The sequence below is a fragment of the Kocuria himachalensis genome, from assembly GCF_054784195.1.
In genome coordinates this window covers 86551-109693 of sequence record NZ_BAAGPL010000002.1, presented here as the reverse complement: position 1 = coordinate 109693, position 23143 = coordinate 86551, and the positions used below count along the sequence as shown (strand labels likewise).

The 23143-nt window shown below is 70.9% G+C and carries 23 protein-coding genes; 4 read left to right on the top strand and 19 right to left on the bottom strand.

From position 1 onward, the window contains the following. Positions 1-91: 91 nt before the first annotated feature. The 15 genes from glgX to ACYVM4_RS01665 form a co-directional block, all read right to left on the bottom strand. On the bottom strand, positions 92-2311 hold the full coding sequence (gene glgX, locus ACYVM4_RS01735) for a glycogen debranching protein GlgX (RefSeq protein WP_460667449.1): 2220 nt from the start codon (positions 2309-2311) through the stop codon (positions 92-94). Next, complete coding sequence (rlmB, locus tag ACYVM4_RS01730; protein ID WP_460667448.1) at positions 2298-3272, bottom strand: 23S rRNA (guanosine(2251)-2'-O)-methyltransferase RlmB; 975 nt, start codon at positions 3270-3272, stop codon at positions 2298-2300. Before rlmB ends, glgX begins: the two co-directional genes overlap by 14 nt. Before the next feature lie 39 nt (positions 3273-3311). Continuing rightward, positions 3312-4742, bottom strand: coding sequence for a cysteine--tRNA ligase (cysS, locus tag ACYVM4_RS01725; RefSeq protein ID WP_460667447.1), 1431 nt, complete (start codon positions 4740-4742; stop codon positions 3312-3314). A gap of 35 nt (positions 4743-4777) precedes the next feature. Continuing rightward, the gene (gene ispF, locus ACYVM4_RS01720) at positions 4778-5272 is read right to left on the bottom strand and encodes a 2-C-methyl-D-erythritol 2,4-cyclodiphosphate synthase (RefSeq protein WP_460667453.1); all 495 of its coding nucleotides are present in this window, start codon (positions 5270-5272) and stop codon (positions 4778-4780) included. A gap of 101 nt (positions 5273-5373) precedes the next feature. Continuing rightward, positions 5374-5760: a hypothetical protein gene (locus ACYVM4_RS01715; protein WP_460667446.1), complete on the bottom strand. Its 387-nt coding sequence runs from the start codon at positions 5758-5760 to the stop codon at positions 5374-5376. Between the two features lie 37 nt (positions 5761-5797). Further along, positions 5798-6544, bottom strand: a complete 747-nt coding sequence (locus tag ACYVM4_RS01710) for an IspD/TarI family cytidylyltransferase (RefSeq protein ID WP_368820799.1) — start codon at positions 6542-6544, stop codon at positions 5798-5800. A gap of 126 nt (positions 6545-6670) precedes the next feature. Continuing rightward, on the bottom strand, positions 6671-8074 hold the full coding sequence (locus ACYVM4_RS01705) for a dihydrolipoamide acetyltransferase family protein (protein WP_460667445.1): 1404 nt from the start codon (positions 8072-8074) through the stop codon (positions 6671-6673). Between the two features lies 1 nt (position 8075). Next, positions 8076-9086, bottom strand: a complete 1011-nt coding sequence (locus ACYVM4_RS01700) for an alpha-ketoacid dehydrogenase subunit beta (protein ID WP_460667444.1) — start codon at positions 9084-9086, stop codon at positions 8076-8078. A 10-nt stretch (positions 9087-9096) separates the two neighbouring features. Further along, positions 9097-10068, bottom strand: coding sequence for a thiamine pyrophosphate-dependent dehydrogenase E1 component subunit alpha (locus ACYVM4_RS01695; protein ID WP_368820801.1), 972 nt, complete (start codon positions 10066-10068; stop codon positions 9097-9099). Beyond that, positions 10065-11411 carry an NAD(P)H-dependent oxidoreductase gene (locus tag ACYVM4_RS01690; RefSeq protein ID WP_368820802.1) on the bottom strand — a complete coding sequence of 449 codons (1347 nt, stop codon included), beginning with the start codon at positions 11409-11411 and terminating at the stop codon, positions 10065-10067. The genes ACYVM4_RS01695 and ACYVM4_RS01690 overlap by 4 nt, the downstream gene beginning before the upstream one ends. Positions 11412-11435: 24 nt before the next feature. Then, positions 11436-11882 (bottom strand): transcriptional regulator GutM, encoded by a 447-nt coding sequence (locus ACYVM4_RS01685; protein ID WP_460667443.1) that lies wholly within the window; start codon positions 11880-11882, stop codon positions 11436-11438. Positions 11883-11894: 12 nt separating this feature from the next. Next, on the bottom strand, positions 11895-12338 hold the full coding sequence (locus ACYVM4_RS01680; protein WP_368820804.1) for a PTS glucitol/sorbitol transporter subunit IIA: 444 nt from the start codon (positions 12336-12338) through the stop codon (positions 11895-11897). 16 nt (positions 12339-12354) lie between these two features. Then, positions 12355-13437 (bottom strand): PTS glucitol/sorbitol transporter subunit IIB, encoded by a 1083-nt coding sequence (gene srlE / locus ACYVM4_RS01675; protein WP_460667442.1) that lies wholly within the window; start codon positions 13435-13437, stop codon positions 12355-12357. Positions 13438-13439: 2 nt separating this feature from the next. Beyond that, positions 13440-14108: a PTS glucitol/sorbitol transporter subunit IIC gene (gene srlA / locus ACYVM4_RS01670; protein WP_460667441.1), complete on the bottom strand. Its 669-nt coding sequence runs from the start codon at positions 14106-14108 to the stop codon at positions 13440-13442. A 1201-nt stretch (positions 14109-15309) separates the two neighbouring features. Then, positions 15310-16065: a DeoR/GlpR family DNA-binding transcription regulator gene (locus ACYVM4_RS01665; protein WP_368820807.1), complete on the bottom strand. Its 756-nt coding sequence runs from the start codon at positions 16063-16065 to the stop codon at positions 15310-15312. Positions 16066-16140: 75 nt separating this feature from the next. On the opposite strand from ACYVM4_RS01665, the gene ACYVM4_RS01660 reads away from it, so the two are divergent. Then, positions 16141-16812 (top strand): histidine phosphatase family protein, encoded by a 672-nt coding sequence (locus tag ACYVM4_RS01660; RefSeq protein WP_460667440.1) that lies wholly within the window; start codon positions 16141-16143, stop codon positions 16810-16812. Positions 16813-16983: 171 nt separating this feature from the next. Next, positions 16984-17907, top strand: a complete 924-nt coding sequence (locus ACYVM4_RS01655) for a sugar-binding transcriptional regulator (protein ID WP_460667439.1) — start codon at positions 16984-16986, stop codon at positions 17905-17907. Positions 17908-17910: 3 nt separating this feature from the next. On the opposite strand, the gene ACYVM4_RS01650 is transcribed toward ACYVM4_RS01655, so the two are convergent. Both ACYVM4_RS01650 and ACYVM4_RS01645 read right to left on the bottom strand, forming a co-directional pair. After that, positions 17911-18717: an IspD/TarI family cytidylyltransferase gene (locus tag ACYVM4_RS01650; RefSeq protein WP_460667438.1), complete on the bottom strand. Its 807-nt coding sequence runs from the start codon at positions 18715-18717 to the stop codon at positions 17911-17913. Positions 18718-18924: 207 nt separating this feature from the next. Continuing rightward, positions 18925-19407, bottom strand: coding sequence for a CarD family transcriptional regulator (locus tag ACYVM4_RS01645; protein ID WP_017831963.1), 483 nt, complete (start codon positions 19405-19407; stop codon positions 18925-18927). 156 nt (positions 19408-19563) lie between these two features. Between ACYVM4_RS01645 and ACYVM4_RS01640 the strand changes: the two genes are divergently transcribed. After that, on the top strand, positions 19564-20115 hold the full coding sequence (locus ACYVM4_RS01640) for a hypothetical protein (protein WP_368820811.1): 552 nt from the start codon (positions 19564-19566) through the stop codon (positions 20113-20115). A 99-nt stretch (positions 20116-20214) separates the two neighbouring features. Here the strand turns inward: ACYVM4_RS01640 and ACYVM4_RS01635 are convergent, their stop codons facing one another. Next, positions 20215-20895, bottom strand: coding sequence for a response regulator transcription factor (locus tag ACYVM4_RS01635; RefSeq protein WP_035926161.1), 681 nt, complete (start codon positions 20893-20895; stop codon positions 20215-20217). Then, a complete protein-coding gene (locus ACYVM4_RS01630; protein WP_460667437.1) occupies positions 20892-22160 on the bottom strand; it encodes a sensor histidine kinase in 1269 nt (422 codons plus the stop codon). The genes ACYVM4_RS01635 and ACYVM4_RS01630 overlap by 4 nt, the downstream gene beginning before the upstream one ends. A 220-nt stretch (positions 22161-22380) precedes the next feature. On the opposite strand from ACYVM4_RS01630, the gene phoU reads away from it, so the two are divergent. Beyond that, positions 22381-23079, top strand: coding sequence for a phosphate signaling complex protein PhoU (phoU, locus tag ACYVM4_RS01625; protein ID WP_368820813.1), 699 nt, complete (start codon positions 22381-22383; stop codon positions 23077-23079). The last annotated feature ends 64 nt before the right edge of the window (positions 23080-23143 follow it).

The window sequence follows — 23143 nt, the reverse complement described above, 5'->3', positions numbered from 1 at the left end:
AGGGGCCGCACCCGTGACCCACGGGTGCGGCCCCTCCTGTGCGTGGGCCTCCGCCGCTCAGCGCGCCCGGAAGGTCAGCGCCCCCGGAAGCTCAGAGCACCCGGAAGAGGGTCACCGAGCCGGCGGGAACGCCCTGCGCCTGGCCCGCCCGGTAGCGCGTGCCGTAGCGCCCGTGCAGCACGGAGGCCGTGCTGTGCACCAGGGAGTAGACGCCGTCGGCCTTCTCCAGGGGGTGCCCGTGCTCGCCCGGGCGCAGGAGGTCCGCGAGGTCCGGGAAGGTGATCGCCATGTCGGCGCTCGCGCCGTTGACGACCATGAGCCCCGCCACCCGGCCGCCGCGGGACCCGATCAGCACCTGGATGGTCCGGGCCCCGGGGGTCTGCCAGCCGGTGGCGGTCATGGCCGAACCGTCGGGGCCGAACCAGTGCATCATCACCTCGTCGGGGCGGGTCGGGAAGTGGGACGGCTGCCCCGCCAGGAACTCCCCCCGCACGCCCACCAGGGAGCGGGTGGCCGCGAGCATGGCGCGGTCCGCCGGGGTGAGCCGCCAGTCCACCCAGGACAGCTCGTTGTCCTGGCAGTAGGCGTTGTTGTTGCCGCGCTGGGTGCGGCCGAACTCGTCCCCGGCCGTGATCATGGGCACGCCCTGGGAGAAGAGCAGGGTGGCCATGACGTTGCGCGCGGTCTGGGCCCGGTCGGCCCGGATCCGGACGTCGCGCGCCGGGCCCTCCACCCCGTGGTTCCACGAGTGGTTGTCGTTGGTCCCGTCCCGGTTCTTCTCCAGGTTGTCCTGGTTGTGCTTGTTGTCGTAGGAGACGAGGTCCGCCAGGGTGAAGCCGTCGTGGGCGGTCACGAAGTTCAGGGACGCCAGGGCGCTGCGACCGGACGCGGCGAACATGTCCGAGGAGCCCGCGAGCGCCCCGGCGAGCCGTGCGGCGTTGCCGCCGTCCCCGCCCAGGCTCATGCTGCGCGGGCCGGTGAGCCAGAAGTCGCGGACGGTGTCCCGGAAGCGGTCGTTCCAGTCGGCCCACCCCTCGGGGAAGTGACCGGTCTGCCATCCGCCCATGCCCACGTCCCAGGGCTCGGCGATGAGCTTCGTCCCGAACAGGGCGGGATCGGCGCCGACGGCCACGAGGAAGGGGTGGTTGCGGGTGAAGCGGTGTCGCTCGTCCCGGGCCAGCTCGGGGGCGAGGTCGAAGCGGAAGCCGTCCACGTGGCAGCCCTCCACCCAGTAGCGCAGGGAGTCCAGCGCCATCTGCACCACCCGCGGGTTGCCGAAGTTCACGGAGTTGCCGCACCCCGTGACGTCCACGTAGCGGCCGTCCTCGCCGTGTCGGTAGTAGGCCTCGTCGCCGAGTCCCCGCCAGCAGTAGGCGGGCTCCTCCTGGCCGGCCTCTGCCGTGTGGTTGTAGACGACGTCGAGGTAGACCTCGAGCCCGGCGCGGTGCAGCTCCCGGACCATGGCTTTGAACTCGTCGAGCACGCCCTGCGGCCCCCGGGCCCGGGCGGCCTCGGTCGCGTAGCCGGCGTGCGGGGCGAAGAAGCCGAGCGTGTTGTAGCCCCAGTAGTTGCTGAGCCCGAGCGACGTGAGGTGGGGCTCGTCCAGGTGGGCGTGCACGGGCAGGAGCTCGACGGCCGTGACGCCCAGGGACGTGAGGTACTCGGTCATCGCGGGGTGCGCGAGCCCCGCGTACGTGCCCCGGAGGTGTTCCGGGATGTCGGGGTGCAGGGCGGTCAGACCCTTGACGTGCGCCTCGTAGACGACGGTGTCCCGCCACGGGGTGGCGGGACGGCGGTCCTCGTCCCAGTCGAAGTCCTGCTGGACGACGACGGACACGTAACGACCCCCGTAGGCGTCGGGGCCGGGGTCGGCGACCCCGGGCGGCGGGGCGACGCGGCGCAGCCCCTTGCCGTAGGGGTCGAGCAGGATCTGCTGGTCCGCCGGGTCCGGGGAGCGGTGCCGGGAGGCGACCGGCGAGTCGGCGGGCACGAAGCCGTACTCCGTGCCGGCAGGCAGGGCGGGGGCCTCGTCCCGGTGCCGCAGGTCGTCGAACTCCGTCTCCGAGAGCCGCTGCTGCTCGGCCGGCGGGATCGTCCCGTGGTGCACGCCGCCGGTGCGGCCGGTGAGCCGTCGGCGCTGCCAGCGCCCGCCGGGCAGCCGGAGGACGATGTCCAGGTCGGGGATCCCCGGGGCGTAGACCGCCACGTTCGCGCTGCCGTCGCGCTCCGGCGAGGGGTGGACCCCGAGGGGGTAGGGGTGGGAGACGTACGGCCGACCGGTGTCCTGCCGCCGGGGCTCAGGAACCAGCACGGCGTCGCGACACCTCGTACAGGGTGATGCCCACGGCCATCGAGGCGTTGAGCGACTCCATCGTGGAGTCGATGGGGATGGAGACGATCTGGTCGCAGTTCTCCGTGACCAGGCGGGACAGGCCCTTGCCCTCCGAGCCCACCACGATGACGAGCGGCTCGGTGGCCAGCTCGAGCCCGGGCAGCTCGACGTCGCCTCCCCCGTCGAGGCCGACCACGAAGTAGCCCATGGCCTTGAGCTCCTCGAGCGTGCGGTTGAGGTTGGCCGCCTTCGTGACGGGCACCCGGGCCGCGGCACCGGCGCTGGTCTTCCAGGCGGAGGCCGTGACGCCCACGGACCGGCGCTCGGGCACGATCACGGCGTTGCCGGAGAACGCGGAGACGCTGCGGATGATGGCGCCGAGGTTGCGGGGGTCGGTGATCCCGTCGAGGGCGACCATCAGCGGCGGGCGGCGGATGTGCCGCTTCTCCCACTGGGTCATGAACTTCCGGGCGGCCTCCACGGCATCCTGGTACTCGTAGGCCGGCACCTGCAGGGCCACGCCCTGGTGCACGGCGTCGCTGGTGAGCCGGTCGAGCTCGCCCTTGGAGGCCTCGAGGATCGTGATCCCCCGCTCGGCGCAGAGCTGCAGGATCTCGCGCACGCGGTCGTCGACGTCGATCTTGCTCGCCGCGTACAGGGCCTTGGCGGGGATGTCCGCGCGCAGCGCCTCGACCACTGAGTTCCGCCCGGTGACGAGGTCCTCCTGGACCTTGCCGCGGGTCCGGGCCGGTGAGCGGCCGCCCAGGCTCTGCCGGCGCTCGGCGGCCTTCTTCAGCTTGTGCGCCTTGTGGTACGGGCGGTCCTCGGCCTTGGGGGTGGGGCCCCGGCCCTCGAGGGCCTTGCGGCCGTGGCCGCCGGTGCCGACCAGGGGGCCCTTCTTGTTCTTGCGGATCGCGCCGGGACGCTTGGGGGCTGGCATGGGTTCCTCTGTTCGGTCGTGGGTGGTGGGGCGGGCCGGTCAGGCCACGGACCAGGTGGAGCCGCCGGCGGCGTCGCGCACCGCGACGCCGGCCGCGGCGAGCTCGTCCCGGATGGCGTCGGCCCGGACCCAGTCCTTGGCGGCGCGGGCCTGGTCGCGCTGGGCCAGCAGCGAGCGCACGAGGGCGTCGAGGGCCGTGTGCTCAGCCGCGTTCCCTGCGGCGTCCCCGAGGTCCATGAGCCCGGTCAGACCGAGGACGTCGGTCATGGCGCGCACCGCGCGGGCGGGTGCGGCGGCGTCCAGGCCGTCGGCGAGCGCGGAGTTGCCGGCGCGGACGGTCTCGTGCAGGACGGCGAGGGCCTGGGGGACGTTGAGGTCGTCGTCCATGGCGTCCCCGAAGGCCTGCGGCACGTCCCCGGCCGCCCCCTCGAGGTCGGCGCCGGCGTCCCGGGCGGCGCGCAGGAAGGACTCCACCCGCTCGACCGCGGCCGTGGCCTCGACGAGGGAGGTGGGGCGGTAGTCCAGCACGGACCGGTAGTGGGCCTGGCCGAGGTAGTAGCGCACGGCCAGCGGCCGGGCCTCGGCGAGCATGTCCGCCGGGGAGACGGTGTTGCCGATCGACTTGGACATCTTCTCGCCGGCGTAGGTGACCAGTCCGTTGTGCAGCCAGAGGGTCGCGAACCGCTGCCCGGCCGCCGTCGACTGGGCGAGCTCGTTCTCGTGGTGGGGGAAGCGCAGGTCCAGGCCGCCGCCGTGGATGTCGAAGTGCTCGCCCAGGTACTTCGCGGCCATCGCGGAGCACTCGAGGTGCCAGCCGGGCCGGCCGGCGCCCCAGGGCGAGTCCCAGCGGGCGGTCTCGGGCTCGCCCGTCTTGTGCCCCTTCCACAGGGCGAAGTCGCGGGGGTCCCGCTTGCCGCGGGGGTCGGCGTCGGGGGCGTCCTGCATGTCGTCGACCGACTGGTGGGTGAGCTCGCCGTAGCGCGCCCAGGAGCGGACGTCGAAGTAGACGTCCCCGGAGCCGTCCGGCGCCGGGTAGGCGTGCCCGGCGTCGACCAGGGCGCGGATCAGCGCGTGCATCTCGGGGACGTGGCCGGTGGCGCGCGGCTCGTAGGTGGGCCGGTCGACGCCGATGGCGTCGTAGGCGGCGTTGAACGCCTGCTCGAAGCGGTAGGCGAGCGCCCACCAGGGCTCGCGGGGATGGTCGCCGTCGTAGTCGGGGGCGAAGGACGCGGCCGAGTTCGCGAGGATCTTGTCGTCGATGTCGGTGACGTTGCGCACGGTGGTGACCCGGTAGCCGCGGTGGGCCAGCCACCGGGCGAGCTGGTCGAAGACCAGGGCCGAGCGGACGTGGCCGATGTGCGGCATTCCCTGGACGGTGGCGCCGCAGTAGTACAGACGCGCCTCACCGGGGTGGGCGGGCGTGAAGTCCCGCACGGTCGCGGTGGCGGTGTCGTAGAAGCGCAGAGTCACACGGCCCATCATAAGGGCGGGCGGTCGCGCGCCGGTCAGGCTCCCCGCGCGTCCGCGGGGACGACCAGCGCGGTGGCCACGGCCGCGAGGCCCTCGCCGCGGCCCGTGAGCCCGAGGCCGTCGGAGGTCGTGGCGCTGACCGTGACGGGCGCGCCGGCCGCGGCGGTGAGGACCGCCTCGGCCTCGGCGCGCCGCGGTGCGAACCGCGGCCGGTTCCCGATCAGCTGCACGGCCACGTTGCCGATCTCGAAGCCGGCCGCCCGCACGATCCGGGCCGCCTCGGTGAGGATGAGCGTCCCGGACGCGCCCTTCAGCTCGGGGCGGTCCACGCCGAAGTTGGCGCCCAGGTCCCCCGTGCCCGAGGCCGAGAACAGGGCGTCGGCCGCGGCGTGGGCCACGACGTCCCCGTCCGAGTGCCCCGCGAGGCCGCGCTCCCCCGGCCACTCGAGCCCCGCGACCCACAGCGGGGTGCCCTCGGGCCCGAAGGCGTGGACGTCCACGGCGATGCCGGTGCGGGGCAGGATGGTGATCACCGCCTCAGTGTGCCATCTTCCGGCTGCGCCCCTCCATGACCGCGGGCATCGCGGGCCGGGCGTCCGGACTCGGCGGAGAACCGTGCGGGGATGCCCGGCTACTGCTCACAGCCCGGGGGCGCGGGGCTCTCGATGCTCCGGTCGACCGGAGCGGAGGAGTCCCCTTCGTGCTCGGTCGGCTGCCGGGAGGCGATGGCGAGTCGCACCTCTCCCAGCACCTCCCGCGGCTTGGTCGCCACGGCCCGGGGCAGGCTCAGCGTGTAGCCCAGGGGGTGCTTGCGGAACCGGCGCATCATGCGCCGCGGCTTGCTCGCAAGACGCCGGCCGACGTCCGGGAAGTAGTCGTCCGCGACCTGGATGTTCACCTGTGTCCCGCAGTTGCTGCACTTGAAGGCCGCCACGAGCCGGCCGGCGTAGGTGACCTCGTGGTCGCACTCCTTGAGGCACGAGGCGCAGACTAACGATGCGTGCTGGATCCGTTCCATCGCTACCTTCAATTCTCGAGGACGCCGCGTCCCCCGCTCAGTGCACCTGGTGGTCGAGAGCGGCAAGCAGTTGCTGGGCCACGACGAGATCGTGGGCGTAGGTGATCTTGAAGTTCTGGTCCTCCCCGGAGATCCAGCGGATGGACAGGTCCGTGTAACAGGCGACGCACCCGGCCGTGTCCGTGGCGTCCAGTCCGTCTCGGGCCGCCGCCTCGTAGGCGTCCACCAGAGGCCGGGCCGCGAAGCCCTGCGGAGTCTGCGCGCGGACGAGATGGTCGCGGTGCAGCTCCACGGACGTGGCACCGTCGTCACCGGTCACGGACAGGTCGGGACCGTAGAGTGCCGGGATGGCGGCCCCGTACTCGCGAGTCGCGTGCAGCACCGCGGCGCACAGCTCCTCGGAGAGCAGGGGCCGGGCGGAGTCGTGGATGAGGATCGAGTCCACCAGTCCCGCGTCGATGCGCGGCACCAGGTGCCGGAAAGCACGCAGTTCGGACCCCTGACGGGTCGCGTCCCCGTAGACGATCTCGACATCCGCTGTCACCTCCTTGTCGAGCACTTCCTCGGCACGCCGGTGGTCCTCCGGCCTGATGACCAGGACGAGCGGTGAGATGTCGCTGATGGTGGCCATGACGTTGAGCGACCAGGAGATCAGGCTCTGGCCCGCCAGAGGCAAAAAGGCCTTGTTCACGGACCCGCCGAAGCGGGTGCCCGAACCTGCTGCCAGCACGATCCCGGCTGCCGTCGGTCGGTCGGTCGAGGCCTGGCCTGCTGGGGGCTTCATGCCTCGATCTTAGTCGCGGCGGCATCCCGGCAACCACTCGACGGCCGGGCGCCTGCCCGACGGCGCCCGACCGGCCGGGCACCCGACCGATCGGGCGTGCGCCCGACGCCGCCCGGCTCACCGGGCCTACTCGACGGCGCCCAACCGGGTGGGGTCGGCGATGACGTCCCGCAGCGTGCCGATGAACCGGGCCGCGTCCGCTCCGTCGGCACTCCTGTGGTCGGAGGTCAGCCCCACGGTGCACAGCAGGCGTGCTCCGAACGTTCCGTCCGCGCCCACGACGATCCTGCGTTCGATCGAGCCCAGGGACAGGGCCGTGGAGTGCGGGGGCGTGAGCAGCGCGTTGAAGGAGCTGATGTTCCAGCCCCCCAGGTTCGACAGCACGGCTGTTCCTCCGCTCAGCTGCTCCAGCTTGAGCGATCCCCTCCGTGCGTCGGCAGCCGCCCCACGGATCTGCCGGTCGAGCTCCAGCAGAGGCACGATGTCCGGGTTCTTCAGCACGGGAGCCAGGAGCCCGTTGTCCGTGTCCACCGCCAGGGCGATGCCCACGTCCGCGTTGGGAGCCAGTCCCTCCTCCGTCCAGTAGGCGTTGAGGGAGTGGTGGGTGCGCAGGGCGACGGCCTGGGCCTTGAGCAGGATCGCGGTCCACCCCGCGCCCTTGAGCACGGTCTTGCGGACCTTCTCCAGGTGAGTGAGGTCCAGGTCCGCGTAGACGGTGAACTGCGGGACCAGGGCGGAGGCCGACATCACCTTCGCCGTCTGCTTGCGCAACCGGCGGCGGCGGATCTCCGCCTTGGACACCTCGTCCGCCCGCGGTGCCTTCGCGCTCGGGGACAGCGTGGTCGACGGGGCGGACGCCGTCGTCGTGGCCTGCATGGTCGTGGCGGCGGGCTGCCGGGGCGGCGCCGCGGCCGGGGCCGCAGCTCGCGACCGGCCTCCGACGACGGCCTCCACGTCCTGCACGCGCACAGTGTTCCACGGCCCCGTGGGCCGCACGGACGCCAGGTCCACGCGGGACTCGGCTGCGAGCCTTCGGGCCGCCGGCACCGCCACCGGCCAGGCCGGTTGTCCTCCGACCTCCCGGAGGGTCCCGGAGCCCGCGGTGGAGGACACGGCGGCAGGGGCGGGCGTCAGGACCGCGTCCTGGGACTCGACGGCCACCGGCACCGAGACCCCGCCCTGGGCCTCGGCCGCCGACGGCACGGGCGGCCCAGTCACAGGACCGCCCCCCGGCTCGACTGCGGCCGGCGCCGCCGGGGCGTCGAAGAGGTCCCCCAGCAGGTCCTCGGCCTCGGTGCTCACGTAGCACAGGGGTTCACCCACCGGGACCACGTCCTCGGGCTGGGCCACGATCTCCTCCAGCACCCCGCTGAACGGGGCCTCCACCTCCATCTCGACCTTGTCGGTCTCCACCTCGCAGATCGGCTCCCCGGCCGTGACGGTGTCCCCGGGCTGCTTGAACCACTGCGCCACCGTGCCTTCCTCCATGGTCATGGACATCTTCGGCATCGTGACCGGCTTCCGGGCCATCTCACCACTCCTGAACCAGTTGGGTGGCGGCAACCACGATGTCGTCGACCTGCGGCACCGCGGCCTTCTCCAGCTTCGGGGCGTACGGAATGGGGATGTCCAGCCCGGCGAGGCGCTTGATCGGCGCCCGAAGGTGACCGAAGACGTCGGACTCGGCGATCAGCGCCGAGATCTCACTGATGAAGCCGCCGGTCTTCACGGCTTCCTGCACCAGGAGCACCCGCCCGGTCTGCTTCGCCGAGGCGAAGATGGTCTCCGTGTCCAGGGGCGTCAGGGTCCTCGGGTCCACCACGGTCGCTTCGATGCCTCGCTCGGCCAGGAGGGCTGCGGCCTCGAGAGAGCGGCTGACTTCGATGCCGGTGGCGACGATGGTCAGGTCCTTGCCCTCCCGGACGACCTCGGCCACACCGAGGGGGGTGTGGTAGGCCCCCTCGGGCACCGGCCCGGAGGTCCGATAGAGCAGCTTGTGCTCGAGGATCATCACCGGGTTCGGGTCCTCGAGCGCGGCCAGCAACAGGCCCTTCGCGTCCCGGGGGTTGGAGGGCATGACCACCTTGAGTCCTGGGACGTGGGCGAACCACGCCTCCAGGCTCTGGGAGTGCTGCGCCGCGGCGCCAGTGCCGGAACCGCCCGGGGCTCGGATGACCATGGGGACGTTGACGGACCCACCCAGCATGAAGTGGATCTTGGCGGCCTGGTTGACGATCTGGTCCATGGCCTGGGCGGTGAAGTCGGAGAACTGGATCTCCACGATGGGCTTCATGCCAGCCAGGGCGGCACCCACCCCGGCGCCGACGATCCCGAGTTCGCTGATCGTGGTGTCCCGCAGGCGTGCGGGACCCACCTTGTGAATCAGGTCGCCGGTGACTCCGAAGGCTCCACCGTAGGTCCCGACGTCCTCGCCCATCATGAAGACCCGGTCGTCGGCCTCCATGGCCAGGAGCAGGGCTTCGCGGATGGCCTCGGAGTAAGTCATCGTGCGTGTCTGCACGTCGGTCAGGGTGTCAGTCATGATCGCTCACTCACTTCGCGTAGACAGCGGACAGAAGGTCGTCGACGGAGGGTTCCGGGGCGGCGTTGCCGGTCCGGACGGCGGCGCGGAGCTCGTCGCGCACCGCGGTGCGGATCTCCTCGAGCCGGCCCTCGTCCAGGGTGCCGTGCTCGACGACCTCTTTCTCGAAGGCGAGGATGGGATCCCTGCCCTGCCACTGCTCGATCTCCTCGCGGGTGCGGTAGAGGTTCTTGTCGCTCTTGGAGTGGCCTTTCCAGCGGTAGGTCAGGGTCTCGATGAACGTCGGTCCCTCCCCGGCACGCGCCCGTGCCACGGCGGTCCGCACCGCGTCGTGGACGGCTTGGACGTCGTTGCCGTCCACGGTCACCCCGGGGATGCCGTAGCCCAGGGCGCGGTCGGAGAGCTTCTCGAGCCGGAAGGCCTGCTCCGAGCTCATGGACATCCCGTACTTGTTGTTCTCGCAGATGAAGACCACGGGCAGCTGCCACATGGTGGCGAGGACGACGCCTTCGTGCCAGGCGCCCTCGCCCATCGCCCCGTCCCCGTGGAAGCAGACGGCGACCTGGTCCGTGCCCTTCATCTGGGCTGCCAGTCCTGCACCGGTGGCGATGGGAATGCCTCCGGCCACGATCCCGTTGGCGCCGAGGTTGCCTGTCTCGGGGTCGGCGATGTGCATGGAGCCGCCCCGGCCCTTGCAGTAGCCGGTCTCCTTGGCCAGCAGCTCCGCCATCATCCGCTCGATGCTGGCGCCCTTGGCGATGCAGTGCCCGTGGCCGCGGTGGGTGGAGGTGATGTAGTCCTCCCGCGTCAGGGCGAGGCACGCCCCGGTCGGGACGGCCTCCTGACCGATCGACAGGTGCATCGTGCCGTGCATCAGCCCGCGTCCGAAGAGGTCGTCGACCGCTTCCTCGAAACGGCGGATGCGCCACATGGTGGTGAGGATCTCGTGGGCTTTGTCCTGGTCTGCAGCGAGCTTGTTCATCGGAGCGCGTTCTCCTTCTGGGCCGTGTTCCGCACGATGAGGTCGAAGGCGGACAGATTGCCGTCCTTGAGCAGGAGGTCCTGGAGCTTGCGCAGGACGACGATGGTGCGGGTCTCGTCCAGCTCGACGTCGTCGTAGGTGACCGCCACGCCGGCGGGGACGTCGCGGACCAGGGTCGCCGCGGAGGCCAGCCCGATCGGCAGCTCCCGACCGGCGGCGGCCTCCTGCGCCGGTACGGCCACACCGTGGACCGTGAACCCGCCGATGCCGTCGATCTTCTCGCCGACCAACAGGTCCCGCTTGGCGACCGCGGTCACCTCGGCATTCCAGGCGACCGGTGCCAGGGAGGACTGGCGCTCGAGGACGGCCTCCCCGATGGAGAGCACGGCCTCGATGCTGGCCAGGTGGTACGGGCGGTAGAAGGAGAAGTACGGGCCCTCACCGAGTTTGAGATAGCGCAGCTCCTCGCTCACGACCGGGTCCGTCGACTTGCCGATGACGAACACGCCGGGCGCCACGGGCCCCGTGGCGTAGTCGATGACACCGGACCGGTCGAGGATGCCGCCGTCGGCCTGGGGCTTGAAGACGTCCGGCAGAGCGGCGACGGTGGTCTCCGGGCCGATCATTCCGCGCTGCGAGAGCTCCAGGTTCGCGGCGTTGGCCAGGTCGGCCATCTCGATCATGGTCTTGGTGCCGTCCACGAAGGAGCAGAGCATCCGGGGGTTCATGCCCTTCGCCTCCGCCTCGGCGGCCAGGTCCTCCGGGGTGTCGGTGGGGCGCAGCGGGTTGTTCTTGCCCTTGCCGACGCAGACGATGTCCAGCCCGATGTCCTCGACGAACTCCATCAGCTTGAGGCACTCGACGGGCTCGTCGCCGCGGCACACGGTGTACACGACGCCGCTGCGCTCGGCCAAGCGGGCGAGCAGGAGTCCGACCGTCACGTCGGCCTCGACGGTCATCAGTGCCACGTCCTTGCCGGCGAGGATGGACGCGAGGGCGACCTTTGCGGCGACCTCCGGAACCCCGGAGCACTCGATCACGATGTCGACCGGGAGCCGGGTCAGTGCCACGGCGTCGGTGACGACCACGTGGCCGCCTGCTTCCACAGCGGCGACGAGTTCGGTGATGTCCTCGCTCTGCTGCACGTCCGTGACGCCGGCGTTGGCCAGGGCAGTGACGGCTCGGTCGGCGGCGATGTCGGCCACGGCCGTGATGTCCATTCCTGGCTGGCGGCTGATCTGGGCGATGAAGCCGGATCCCATCTGTCCTGCTCCGACGAGGCCGACGCGTACGGGACGGCCCGTCCGGGCCTGTCGCGCAATGAGCTTCTTGCTGTATCCCATGGGGGACTCCTTAGCTGAGGTTCTTCACCGTTGAGGGGTGGCGATCGGGTGGGCTGTCTTCCGGGCGGCCGCCTGCGCCGCGGCAGGGGACTTCTTCTGGCGCTGCATCAGCGCGGCGAACTGCTGCTGCGCGTCTTGGACGGCCAGGCCCAGCTGCGGCCGGGCGGCGCGCTGATCGGCATCGCCGACGGGACCGAGCAGTTCCGGGGCGGCCCGGAAGCGGGCCAGGACCGACATGCCGGTCATCTTCTCGGCGGCCAGCACCTGGCGGGTCGTCTCGTCGACGACCAGGAGCACGACCGCCCCCCGCAGCTTTCCCTTGTACCGCCCGGACACCAGCTTCGCGGCCTGGCCGCGGTAGGTCTCCGCCAGCCGGGCGACCGCGCGGCCGTAGGCCCGGTGCTGCAACAGTGTTCCTCCGGCCCCGAGGACCAGGGCCACCCCGAACAACAGGGCGAATTCGGTGTTCACGACGTCCCCCGGCTACTCGGCGGATCCGGTATGGATGGTGAAGCGCATCCCCGGAGCCGGCAGATCCAGGGTGCCGTGGGCGTGGATGGCGCCCGGCAGCAGCTTCACGTTCTCCGCCGGATCCAGGTACACGACCACGTGTCCCAGTTCCTGCAGGTTCGTGCCGGCCAGGTCGCCCACCTTGGTGATGCGGACTCCCTTGTCGCCGAGTTGCACGACGTCCCCGGGCTCGGGGGCGCGGGTGGCAGGGCCCGTGGGCCTGTGCACGACGCTCACCTCGGCCAGTGCGGCGGGGCAGGGGTCCGCGAAGAAGATCAGCACGCCACCCTCCACCATCGACGCGGCGTCCTCGCCCACGGTGCTGACTTCGCTCTCGTAGACGACGTCGCTGGACTGCGTGGTCATCTCGTTCCTCTCGACGTTGGTGACGTTGGTGACGGATCGAATCTGGTTCATCGGTGGTGCACCTCTCTCAGACGAGCAGGAAGCTGGCGCCCCAGGCGATGAGCACCGCCAGCGGGGAGGTGATCATGCGGGAGAAGAGCACGGCCGGGGTGCCGACCGCCACGGTCTCCGGCTTGGCCTCCCCGAGGGAGAGCCCGACCGGGACGAAGTCGCATCCCACCTGGCCGTTGATGGCGAACAGGGTGGGCAGCGCGTACTGCACAGGCAGTGCGCCCTGGGCGATCTGGGTCCCCATGAGCACACCCACCACCTGCGCGATGGCCGCACCCGGGCCGAGGATGGGGGAGAGCAGCGGGATCGCCGTGATGAACCCCAGCAGGATCAGCCCCAGCGGATTGCTGGCCAGCGGTTGCACGCCCTGGGCGATCCATTCGGAGACTCCCGTGTAGGTCACGATGCCGATCAGGAGACTGACGTAGACCATGAACGGCAGGATCGTCTGGATCGTCAGCGTCACGGCCTGGCGACCTGCCGAGAGCAGCGTGTTGATGAAGTAGCCGATGGCGGAGCCGAAGCTCACGACGAAGCGGGAGAATGCCCCCCCGATCTTGCTGCCACCGCCCATGGCCTCGGCGGTCTGCGCCAGCCGTTCCTTGGCGGGAGGCCGGGCGAAGGTGGTCGACGCCGCGGTGGGCTGTCCCGCGTCGGCCGGCGGTACCGTGGTGGCCGCCTGCTCGCCCTCCGCCGGCTGGACCTGCTGCACGCCGACGGCGGACACGAACAGGTCCTCGGTGATGAACTGCGCCAGGGGTCCCGAGGGTTCCCCCGGGAAGACGTCGACCGTGGCGATCTTCTTGCGCGGATACACACCGATCCGCGCCGTTCCACCGCAGTTGATCACCGCGGCGAGCACCGTCTCGTCCGGGACCGTGGTCGTGAAGCCGTCCACGGCCTCGGCCCCGGTCAGCTCGGCGATCCGCGCGGCCACCGGGTGGATGCCCCCACCGGTCACGGACAGCACGATGTTCTTCTCCGGGGTGGGCGTCAGGTGCAGGCCCTTGCCCCATCCGGCGCCGCCGCGGTTGACGGTCACGGACCTGTACTGGGTGCTCTCGTCGCTGTGCTGGCCAGCGTTGGTCTGCTCGCTCATGCCTAGGCCCCCTTGGTGGCGGAAGTGACGGCGGGAGTGCTGGCGGCGAAGTGGCGGTCGAACTCGTCGAAGAGCTCGGACCTGCCGGTGCGCCGGATCATCATGCGGGTGATCCACTCGGTGACCATGCCGCGGATGAAGATCACGACGATGCCGACCGAGAAGTACAGCAGCGCCAGGCGGGCGTAGGAGGCTTCACTCACCTCGAGGACACCGGCCGCGACCCCCGTCCACACGAAGAGCTCTCCCGCGTTCGCGTGAGGGAAGAACGAGGTGACCGGGTGCACGAAGGAGACGGCCGAGTCGTAGAAGGCCGGCTTCTGCCGTTCCGGGAGGAACTTGCCGAAGGAGTAGCACATCGGGTTGGTCAGGATGATCACAGCCAGGATCGGCATCAACGTGTACCGCGTGATGGCGTACTTGCCGGAGCGCTGGATCGCCCGGTCCATGCGGTCCTCCCCCACCCAGGTGGTGATCGCGTACATCGTGGTCAGCAGCACCAGCAGGGTGGGGAGGATCCCGGTGACCAGGCTCATGAACGTCCCCCCAGCCTCGTTGAAGAGCCCGATGAAGTTCGTGGCGGCCCAGTCCAGGGCCCCCAGCACGGGGTTGTCCTGACCGGGTGGTGGAGCGATGGGTTCTGTGGTTGTAGCCAGGAGCTGTGTGTTCACGGCGACTCCTCTGCTCGTGGCCTTCCGGCCGGTTGACGGGAAGCGTCGCAACGCTCACCGAATGCGATGGTGCACATAAGTGATTATGGTTAATCTCATATGTGAGTGTGACCCATCTAACACCACGCCGGCAACGCTGACAAGAGGTGGGTCGTGTCATTACGGCAGGGGCTTGACGATCAGCCGACCTTTCGCGCAGCTCCGGAGGCACCGAAGCCTCCTTCAGAGGCGACGCAGGTCTGCACATCGGTGCGATTCATGGCTTTTCGTCACCTGCCGGTGCCGATTTGCCGCGGCGATGCGCGCCTCGGCACTGCACGCCGCCGACCAGAACGGTGCTCGAAGCTCATGAACTCCGATGACTGCACGACCAGGACGGCCCCGTCGCACGGCGTCGGGGTGTGCCCTGGAGCATCCTGTCGTCCTGGCCACCACCGGGGAGGACCAGGTCCCGGAGGAGGCGCTCGTCCACGTCGAGGGCCGCTCCGGGACGGTGAATCCCGACCCGGCCCCCAAGCTGGTTCCGGAGCCCGAGACCAGGACTCGGCATCAGGAGGAGCTGACCGCGATCGCGGCCGCGGCGCACGAGGCGGCGGTGTGGGTGATAGCCCCGATGCCGCCCACCAGGGAGGAGGCCACCGCGTTCACCGGCAACGACTCCGGACTGCACTCCCGCCCGGACCACGACCACGACCGGTCCTGGCCCCGCCCGGAGCAAGGACGCCCGGGGCCGCGCCGAGCGGGGCCGCCTCGATGGTCGAGGAACGCTCGGTGCGCTCGTGTTCCGGCGGCGCTCTCACCGCCCAGATGGTGCCCGGCGAACCATCGGGACTTCCAGGCCGGCCGATCACACGAGGCATGCAGGTGCACGACCCGGGCAATCGACGGACGAGCATCCCGTCGTCGCGCGGGAAGAGAGCTGTTGACCACCAGCACCGGACCCCTGCCATCGGGGGCGTTGCGCGGAGGCGACCGGATCACGGAGGATCCCAGCGCTGCGGAGGGCGGTGCATCCGCCGAGAAGCGGCCGGGGGCAACCGCTTGTCGACGGCGGGCGGCTGCTGAGCAGCTGCCACGGAGGAGGTCTCCCGTCGCCGACACGCTGCCGGCGGTCCCACGCCGAGGCTGAACCGGAGCCGACAGGAGCTCGGGCGCGCCCGCCGGCAGGCCGTCATGACCGACGCGGACCGTGCCGCGCCCCCTAGACCGTAACGACCTCGACCCCCGCCTCGGCAGCAGCGGTCCGCTCGTCAGGGGTGAGGACGTGGTCGGTGACGATGGTGCTGAGCTCCGCCGCGTCCGCGAGCCAGCCGAAGGCCGTCTTGCCCCACTTGGTCTCGTCGCAGAGCAGGATCACCCGGCTGGAGTGCCGGACGGCAGCAGCCTTGATCGCCGCGTCCTCGGCGTCGTAGGAGGTCACGCCCTCCGTGAACGAGAACCCGCAGCAGGAGATGATCGCCGTGTCCAGGCGCAGCCTGCCGATGCCGCTCACCGCGTTCGCCCCGGTGAAGGACAGCTCGTCGGGGCGGATGTCCCCGCCGCACAGGGTGAGGTGAATCCCCGAGTCCCCCAGGACGGTCGCGGCACGCAGGGACAGCGGCACCACGCGCAGACTCGGCTCCCGCAGCCGACGGGCGACCTCCAGACACGTGGTGCCCCCGTCGAGAACGACGCTCTCGTGGGGGGCGAGCATCGCAGTGGCCGCGGCGGCGATCCGCCCCTTGGCCTCGGGCGCGACGGAGGTCCGAGCGGCGAAGGGCGTCGTGACACCGCGCAGGGACAGACGGCGAGCGCCGCCGTGCGTGCGCCGCAGGACGCCCTCCCTGTCGAGTTGCACCAGGTCGCGGCGCACCGTCGCCTCCGAGGCCCCCAGCTCGTCCACCAGCTCGGTCACACTCACGCTCTCGACGTCCTCGAGGAGCCGCAGGATCTCCGCACGTCGTTCCGTTGTCGTCATGCACCCACGATACCTCCGGCTGATCGTTCGATCACATTTGTTGCTTGCTCGATCACGTTGCGTAGAATGGAGGCCATGCGACTCCTCCTCATCCGGCACGGTCAGACCCAGCCCAACGTCGACGAACTCATCGACACCCGCATTCCCGGTCCCCCGCTGACCCCCCTGGGCGCGCGCCAAGCGGCGGCCCTGCCCGACGCCCTGTCGGGCGAGGACATCGGGGCACTGTGGATCTCGAGCATGGTCCGCACCCACCACACGGCCGAGCCGCTGGCCGAGGCGTACGGCCTGGTTCCGGTGCAGCGGCACGGGCTCCACGAGATCCAGGCCCCGGACTGGGAGCTGTCGGGGAACCCGGAGCACATCGACCTCTACTACGACGTCGTGCTGTCGTGGGCACACGGGGACCTGGGGCGTCGGATGCCGGGCGGGGAGACCGGCCACGAGTTCTTCGCCCGCTTCGACGAGGTCATCGACGAAGCCGTGCGGACCGGTCGGCAGGACGGCTTGTCGGCGGTCGCGGTCGTCGCCCATGGGACGGCCATCCGCTGCTGGACCGCCCGGAGGACCGACAACCTCGACGCCGGCGCCCTGGAGCAGCGCCCGCTCGACAACACCGGAGTGGTGGTCCTCGACGAGACAGCAGGGGGCGAACACCCGTGGACGTGCCGCAGCTGGATGGGCCGGCCGGTCAGCGGCATCGGGATGTTCGCTCCGGCCGGACCGGCCGGGGAGCCCGTCGGCTGACGCCGGCCGGGCAGGCCGCCCCCGGTACCGCAGCACCCCCGTTGTACACTGCGTGCATGGAGGCTCGGGCGGTGATGGGTGCAGGACACGGCCGACCACTTCCCCCGGACAGCGGCCCCCGCTCACGGCGCCCCGATGGAGCATCCCATGCCGGCACCCCGTGAATCTGCCATGCTGGCTCGTGCCGCGCGCATGTACTACCTGGAGAACCGGCCCCAGAGCGACATCGCCCGGGAGCTGGGGGTCAGCAGGTCCAACGTCTCGCGCATCCTCACGGCCGCGCGCGAGGCCGGGATCGTGGAGATCCGGATCCACGAGCCGGCGGTGCGGGGCCACGAGCTGGAGAGCTCGCTCCAGGCCAAGTTCGGGCTGAAGGCCTGCCTCGTGGCGGTGGACGGCGTCCACCGGACGCCGCTGGACGCCGTCGGCTCGGTCGGCGCCGCCTGGTTGGAGGACAATCTCGGGGACTCGTCCCGGATCGCCCTGTCCTGGGGGCGGTCCGTGCAGTCGCTCGTGACGCACTTCCAGGGCCGGTCCCCGCATCCCGACCTCGAGGTCCTCCCCCTGGTGGGCGGGTTCTCCACCTTGGACGTGAGCCAGAACCCGAACGCCGTCGTCCGCGGGCTGTCGGCGAAACTGGGCGCGCACTACCGCCCCCTGCTGGCGCCGGCGGTAGTGCGATCGGTGCAGGCGCGGGACGCGATGCTCGGCGAACCGGCGATCAGCCAGGTCCTGGACGACGCGCGGAACGCGGACATCGCCATCATCGGCATCGGCAGCGTCCACCACGGTTCCACCGCGGCGATCGTCGAGGCGATGGAGTTCACCGACGCGGAGGCGGAGATCTTCGAGAACTCACCCGTCGTGGGGGACGCCTGCACCCGGTTCTTCGACGCGGAGGGTCGTCTGGTCAGCTCTCCGGCGGATGGCCGGGTCATCGGCATCGATCTGGAGTCCCTGAGGTCCATTCCCACCGTCGTGGCCGTGGCCGAGGGCGCCCAGAAGGTGCGCGCGGTGCACGGCGCTCTACGCGGCGATCTGGTCGACGTCCTCGTCGTGGACGCCGAACTCGGCGAGGGACTGCTGGAGTCGTAGCCCTCAGAGCTTCCGGAAGGCCGCGCTGCCCTCGTGGAAGATCTCCGCGCGGATCATGTCCACCAGCGACGTCATGGGGATCGCCTGCATCTCCCCGGGAAGGACCTTCACCTCGCAGCCCATGCGCTCCGCGACGCCGTAGGCCAGCGTGATGAACGCCTTGCGCACCGAGGTCTCCCCGTTCCGCGGATCGTCGGTGCGGACGGGTGGCAGGTCCTCGACGTGGCCGAGCGCCTCGGCGGAGAACCCCCAGGGGCTTTGCAGGACTCGCACCCGGTCACGGTCCACGGCGTTGGAGATCAGCCCTGATCCGTCGTCACGAACGACCTTGATGCTGTCCACCACGGGGATGGCGGGAACCACGACATCGTGGCCCGACTCCAGCGCCGCCGCCACCGACCCGATGAGCCGAGCGCTCGCGAGAGCGTGGGTGATCCGGTGGATCACCACGTTGCGGTGGCCGTACTCGGCGGCCAGTTCTCCGCACTCGGCCAGCAAGGACACGATCTCTGCCCCGGGCCGGGCGGTCGGCAACAGGTGCACCCGTGTCCCGGCCGGCTGACCGGTGAGGCACTCGTCGATCTCTGCGCGACTCCGGTCGTCCGTGAGGACGACGACGTCCGTGACGGACGGGCATTCGGCCAGAGTGGCGAGGGTGTGCGCGAAGATGCTCCGCCCATTGAGGGCGGAGCTGGTGAAGGGGTGCGCTCCCGGGCGCAGACGGGTGAAGACCGAGGAGCACGGCACGATCGCCAGAGTTCCGCTCAGGCCGGGACCTCGATTCTGCTCGGCGTGCTGCAGATGTCGCACTGCAGCAGCGGGAAGTACGTCGCGGCCCGGCGGCGAGCTACAACGGCTCGTGCACAGACCGACGTGCACCCTAGCACGATCAACTGCGCACGACCCCGAGAATCATGGACGCCAACACGGCTGTGCCCACGGAAGCGGCGAACCCGCCCTCTAGGGAGGGCGGGTTCGCCGTCGTGGACCGTGGGTCCGTTGCCGGTCACGGGCCGGTCAGGACGCCAGGATGTCGTCGAGGCGCTTCTCGGCCTCTTCCTCGTCGATCTTCTTGGCGAGCGCCAGCTCGGAGGTGAGGATCTGGCGGGCCTTCGTCAGCATCCGCTTCTCCCCCGCCGAGAGCCCGCGGTCGCGGTCGCGGCGCCAGAGGTCGCGCACGACCTCCGCGACCTTAAGCACGTCGCCCGAGGCGAGCTTCTCGAGGTTGGCCTTGTAGCGCCGGGACCAGTTGCTGGCCTCCTCGGTGTCCTTCGCCTGCAGGACCGAGATGACCTTCTTGAGCCCGTCCTCGTCGACGACGTCACGCACGCCCACCAGGTCGACGTTCTCCGCGGGTACCTCGATCACCAGATCCCCCTGGGTCACCTTGAGCTTGAGATACATCTTCTCTTCGCCCTTGACGGTGCGGGTCTTGATCTCCTCGATGGTCGCCGCGCCGTGGTGCGGGTAGACAACCGTCTCGCCAACCTCAAAAACCATATGGAAATACCCCTTTCAGAACTTCCATTCTAACACGGTGTAGGATTCGCCGATCCGGGACGGGCGGGGCGCCGGGGGCCCGGCGATGCGGACGATCCGTCGGCAAACGGATAAGCTGAACGGGACATCGTCCTGAGCTCCCGAGGAGTACGCGCCGTGAAGATCGCCGCCCGCCAGAAGCTGCGCCGCGCAGGCCTGAGTGCCGCCGCCGCGGCCGCCCTGCTGACCACCGCCGGATGCGCCTACATCAACCCGCCGGCCACGACCATGGTGTACTCGGCCGCGGACGGCATCGTGGAGCAGGTGGGCGACGTCAAGCTGGCCAACGTGCTGATCGTGGCCACCGGCGCCGAGGAGGAGGGCCGCGTGCTGGGCACCCTCAGCAACCGCGGCGACGAGGACGTCACGCTGACGATGGACGTCGACGGCGCCACCGCCGAGGTGCAGATCCCGGCCGGCGGCTCCGTGGACCTCGACCAGGACGATCCGGTCGTGACCGTGGACCGTGCCGGCGCCGACCCCGGGCTCATGGTGGAGACGGAGTTCACCGCCGGCGGCGAGTCCCTCACCGAGCAGGTCCCGGTCCTGGACCACACATTCCCCCGCTACGCCGAGTTCGTCCCCGGCGGCGCGCCGACCACCCCGGCGAACCCCTCCAACACGCCCGTGCCCGTCGAGGAGATGGTGGGACAGGAGAGCGGCCACTGACGGCTCCCACCGGCACGCGCGCTCGGGCGAAGGGCCCGGAACCCCGCGGGGTTCCGGGCCCTTCCGTGTCCGGGGTCCTCCGTCTCCGGCGCCGCCGGCTCAGCCCTCGAACTTGTAGCCCAGGCCGCGCACCGTCACCAGGTGCCGCGGGGCGGAGGGGTCGGGCTCGATCTTGGCGCGCAGCCGCTTGACGTGGACGTCGAGGGTCTTGGTGTCGCCCACGTAGTCCGAGCCCCAGACCCGGTCGATGAGCTGTCCGCGGGTCAGCACGCGCCCGGCGTTGCGCAGCAGCATCTCCAGCAGCTCGAACTCCTTGAGCGGCATGGCCACCCGCTCGCCGTGGACGCTGACCACGTGCCGCTCGATGTCCATCCGCACGGGACCGGCCTGCACGGTCGCCGAGACGAGCTCCTCGGGCTCCCCCTGCCGGCGCAGGACCGCGCGGATCCGGGCCACGAGCTCCCGGGACGAGTACGGCTTGGTGACGTAGTCGTCGGCGCCGAGCTCGAGCCCCACCACCTTGTCGATCTCGGCGTCCTTGGCCGTGAGCATGATGATCGGCACGGAGGAGCGCTGCCGCACCTGCCGGCACACCTCGGTGCCGGACAGACCCGGGAGCATGAGGTCCAGCAGCATCAGGTCTGCCCCGGACCGGTCGAACTCCGCCACGGCGTCCACGCCGTTGTCGACGACCTCCACCTCGAACCCCTCCTTCCCGAGCAGGTAGGAGAGCGGGTCGCTGAGGGACTCCTCGTCCTCGACGATCAGGATGCGGGTCACTGTCGGTCCTCCGTGCTCCCGGCGCGCGCCGCGGGGGCGGCGGGCCGTGGGGTCGATGCTCCTGGGCGGGGTGGTGCCTGCTGCGGCACCGGTCGGGCGGACGCGCCGGGAGCCGGCTGCCCGGTCCCCCCGGCGTCGTCGGCGCCCTCGATCTGGGGGATGCTGAGGGTGAACGTGGAGCCGCGGCCCGGCTGCGACCACAGCGTGGCCTCGCCGCCGTGCTGCGACATGACGTGCTTGACGATGCTCAGGCCCAGCCCGGTCCCGCCCGTTCGGCGGGACCGGGCCGCGTCCACGCGGTAGAAGCGCTCGAAGATCCGGTCCTGCTCGTCCTCCGGGATGCCCGGACCCTGGTCGGTCACCGAGATCTGGGCCATCCCGTCCCGCTCCCGGACGCCGACGCCCACGCGGGTGCCCTCCGGGGAGTAGTGCACGGCGTTGTCGATGAGGTTGCGCAGCGCGGTGACGAGCAGGTCGGGGTCGCCGAAGACGGGCCGGGTGACGCGCCCGCCCACCGCGATGTCGATGCCCTTGTTCTCGGCCGGGAACCGGTTGCGGTCCACGGCGTCGGCGATCACCTGGTTGAGGTCCACGGGCCGGCCCTCGGTGACCACGTCCGCGCCCTGCAGGCGGGAGAGCTCGATGATGTCCTGGACGAGGGCGGTCAGCCGGGCGGACTCCTTGTGCAGGCGCTGGGCGAAGCGGCGCACAGCCTCCTCGTCCTCGGCCGCGTCCTCGATCGCCTCGGCGAGCAGCCCGATGGCCCCCACGGGGGTCTTGAGCTCGTGCGAGACGTTGGCGACGAAGTCGTTGCGGATCGACTGCGCCCGGACGATCTCCGTCTGGTCGTCGGCGAGCAGCAGGATGTACTCCTCCGCGATGGGGGCCACCCGGACGTCGAGCACCACCGCGCCCGTCTGGAACGGTCCGCGGGTCAGCTCGACCCGCCGCTCCTCGATCACACCGCTGCGCCGGGCCCTGCGGATCATCTCGAGCATCTGCTCGTGCACCACGGTGTGCCCGCGGACCAGTCCGAAGGCGTAGGCGGCCGGGGAGGCGCGCACCACGCCGTCGACCCCGTCCACCACCACGTAGGCCCGGCCGATGACCGCGAGCACGTCCGCGGTGCCGTCCGGCAGCGTGGGCTCCTGGACGTCGGCGCGGGCGCGGCGGCCGCGCCCGCTCACCCGGAGGGCGATCAGACCGCTCACCCCGAGGGCGAAGCCGAGCAGACCCGCGGCGACGGCGATGGCAGTTGGACTCACGGAACCAGCTTAGGCACTCGGGGGCGCGGGGACCCCGCACCGGACGTCACGGGCTACAGGTTCAACGAACGTTCATCCTAAGATGAGCGAAAGTTCACTCCTGGCTGTGACGGTGGCGGCGGGTGTGCTCGCACCCGGCCCCCACGTCATCCGTCCCGCTCCGCGCCGCACCCCGGCCGCGGCAGCCGCGGACGCCGCCGCATCTCGAAAGGACGCATCCGTGCGCAAGGTTTTCCAGGCAGAACTCCACCAGGTCGGTGAGGAGCTCATCCAGATCGCGACCCTGGTCCGCGAGGCCCTCGCCCGGGCCAAGGACGCGCTCCTCGACGCGGACATCCAGCTCGCCGAGGAGGTCATCTCCAACGACGCCCGGATCGACTTCCTGCAGAACGACCTCGACGAGCGCTCGATCGACATCCTCGCGCTGCAGAGCCCCGTGGCCTCGGACCTGCGGATGATCGTGGGCGCGCTGCGGATGAGCGCCTCCCTGGAGCGTGCCGGCGACCTCGCCCGGCACCTGGCCCAGGCCGTGCGCATCCGCTACCCCCAGCCGGTCATCCCCGAGCCGCTCGTGGAGACGTTCACGCAGATGTTCGACCTCGACCTCCAGATCCTGGACCGGGTCATCCAGGTGCTCCAGACCCGCGACCTCTCCCTCGCCGACGACATCTACTCGCTCAAGGGCGAGGTCAACAAGCTGCACCAGTCCGTCTTCGACGCGCTCGCCGCGCCGAGCTGGGACTCGTCGGTGCCCACCGCCGTGGACGTCACCCTGTGCTCCCGCTACCTCGAGCGCATCGGGGACCACGGGGTCTCGGTGACCCGCAAGGTCTCCTACCTGGTGACCGGCGACTGGGTCCCGGCGACCTCCGACCGCCCGACCGGTCACGGCCACGTGGGCCGCGACGGGGGCGAGTGAGCCCCCGCCCGGGCGCCGGCTGAGCCGCCCCGGCACGAGGAAGGGCCGGGTCCACCGCTACGGT

Bases quoted from the DNA above. Each gene is read 5' to 3' on its own strand.
- rlmB (WP_460667448.1), bottom strand. From the start codon at position 3,272: ATGCCAGCCCCCAAGCGTCCCGGCGCGATCCGCAAGAACAAGAAGGGC.
- ACYVM4_RS01715 (WP_460667446.1), bottom strand. From the start codon at position 5,760: ATGGAACGGATCCAGCACGCATCGTTAGTCTGCGCCTCGTGCCTCAAG.
- ACYVM4_RS01710 (WP_368820799.1), bottom strand. From the start codon at position 6,544: ATGAAGCCCCCAGCAGGCCAGGCCTCGACCGACCGACCGACGGCAGCC.
- ACYVM4_RS01705 (WP_460667445.1), bottom strand. From the start codon at position 8,074: ATGGCCCGGAAGCCGGTCACGATGCCGAAGATGTCCATGACCATGGAG.
- ACYVM4_RS01700 (WP_460667444.1), bottom strand. From the start codon at position 9,086: ATGACTGACACCCTGACCGACGTGCAGACACGCACGATGACTTACTCC.
- ACYVM4_RS01695 (WP_368820801.1), bottom strand. From the start codon at position 10,068: ATGAACAAGCTCGCTGCAGACCAGGACAAAGCCCACGAGATCCTCACC.
- ACYVM4_RS01690 (WP_368820802.1), bottom strand. From the start codon at position 11,411: ATGGGATACAGCAAGAAGCTCATTGCGCGACAGGCCCGGACGGGCCGT.
- ACYVM4_RS01680 (WP_368820804.1), bottom strand. From the start codon at position 12,338: ATGAACCAGATTCGATCCGTCACCAACGTCACCAACGTCGAGAGGAAC.
- srlE (WP_460667442.1), bottom strand. From the start codon at position 13,437: ATGAGCGAGCAGACCAACGCTGGCCAGCACAGCGACGAGAGCACCCAG.
- ACYVM4_RS01665 (WP_368820807.1), bottom strand. From the start codon at position 16,065: ATGACGACAACGGAACGACGTGCGGAGATCCTGCGGCTCCTCGAGGAC.
- ACYVM4_RS01660 (WP_460667440.1), top strand. From the start codon at position 16,141: ATGCGACTCCTCCTCATCCGGCACGGTCAGACCCAGCCCAACGTCGAC.
- ACYVM4_RS01655 (WP_460667439.1), top strand. From the start codon at position 16,984: ATGCTGGCTCGTGCCGCGCGCATGTACTACCTGGAGAACCGGCCCCAG.
- ACYVM4_RS01645 (WP_017831963.1), bottom strand. From the start codon at position 19,407: ATGGTTTTTGAGGTTGGCGAGACGGTTGTCTACCCGCACCACGGCGCG.